We start from the raw sequence: 1,437 nt of genomic DNA, 5'->3' as shown, positions 1-1,437 counted from the left end.
CATCGCACGCGGATATCGCAACGGCGATCACTACCGACTACGCATGCTGCTGGTCGCCGGCGGGCTGCTCCTCCCACCGCAACTCTGATGAGCCCGATTGACCCACGCGGTGAACTGGCGTGGAGTGCCAGTACCTTTGGCTACGGTGGTGTCCAGGCGCATTTCTTGGAAGTACTCACAGACCAGGCGAGTAACGCGTACAAGGACTATCTTCGTCGCAATCGCGTCTCGTACATCATCGCGGGCACGGAACAGATCGACTATGTGGTCATGTTGAGCAAGCTCCATAACCTTGGCATCAAGCGACTCATGGTGGGTGGCGGCGGGGTCATCAATTGGTCCTTCCTTCAGAATGGCCTGGTGGATGAGGTTAGTATGGTGCTGTCTCCGATCGCCAACGGCGACCCGAATGCTCCCCGTTTCTTTACTGCCCGTGAGCCGTATAGCTCCGTCAATCCCGTCGCCTTTCAGCTCGCCAGCGTTGAAGACCTCGGGGACAGCGTCGTGTGGCTGCGCTACACCGTGCAGCCAAACCAACAGCAGACCTCTGTAACCGTTGAGAGGGGTGCTATATGACTCGTGTCGGCGCAGTCTTCAGCCCGTACCAGAACCCGCCCGAGGTCTTAGGGCCCCGGAAAGGTCGTGTTTTGGCGGCTCTTCAGAGTTGCGGTGGGAGGAGCGTGACGCGCCGGTGCGCCCAGGGTCCGTGGTGACATAGGTCGAGGCCCTCAGGATCAGTAGTGACAAAGCCACTGCTCCACGAGGACCTCGGGCGTTGACCAAGGCTACTGTGACCTGCTGTGCCGCGCCCGGTTCGTACTGTTCGCGCATTGACACCCTCGTCGACCTGGATGGCGTCCGCGTGATCGCCGTCGTCCGCTCGGGCCGCCAGGTGACGATGACCATCGAGACGCCCAGGGAGCCTGCGGGGTGCCGGCGGTGCGGGACGGTGGCGCTCAGTCACGGGCGTCGGGCCCGTCTGCTGCGGGACATCCCGTGCTCGGGGTCGCCTGTGGTGTTGGCTTGGCGGCAGCGGACCTGGGCGTGCCCGGACGATGCCTGCCCGGCCAGGACGGTGACCGAGGAGCTCCCGTCCTTGGCCAGCCGACGGGCGGTCCTGACGACGCGGGCGATCTGGTGGGCGATCGGCCAGCTACGCCGTGAGCACGCCACCATCGAGGGCCTCGCCCGCCAGCTGGGTGTCACCTGGAACATGCTGTGCCGGGTGGTTGAACCCCGCTTGGATGAGCTGGCAAATGATGAGTCCCGCTTCGCCGGCGTGACCACTCTCGGGGTTGATGAGCATGTGTGGCATCACACCCCGCACAGGGTCAAGGAGAAGGGTCCGACGATGTTGACGGGGATGGTGGATCTGACCCGTGACCAGCAAGGACGCACCCATGCCGGCTCATCAGAGTTGCGGTGGGAGGAGCAGCC

Annotated in this window: 1 protein-coding gene and 1 pseudogene; both read left to right on the top strand. The window is 63.8% G+C overall.

Translation table 11 applies throughout. The annotated features are described in order from the left end of the window. Window positions 1-87 precede the first annotated feature (87 nt). Window positions 88-576, top strand: a complete 489-nt coding sequence (locus BLQ50_RS18140; RefSeq protein WP_093186925.1) for a dihydrofolate reductase family protein — start codon at window positions 88-90, stop codon at window positions 574-576. A 499-nt stretch (window positions 577-1,075) separates the two neighbouring features. Then, window positions 1,076-1,437: pseudogene (locus BLQ50_RS19155) on the top strand (hypothetical protein); the annotation flags it as partial.

The sequence above is a fragment of the Sanguibacter gelidistatuariae genome (assembly GCF_900096585.1).
GTDB lineage: Bacteria > Actinomycetota > Actinomycetes > Actinomycetales > Cellulomonadaceae > Sanguibacter > Sanguibacter gelidistatuariae.
This window is presented reverse-complemented; position numbering and strand designations above follow the sequence as displayed.

What these genes read in the sequence shown, in the direction of transcription:
- BLQ50_RS18140 (WP_093186925.1), top strand. Translation starts at nt 88, where the DNA reads ATGAGCCCGATTGACCCACGCGGTGAACTGGCGTGGAGTGCCAGTACC.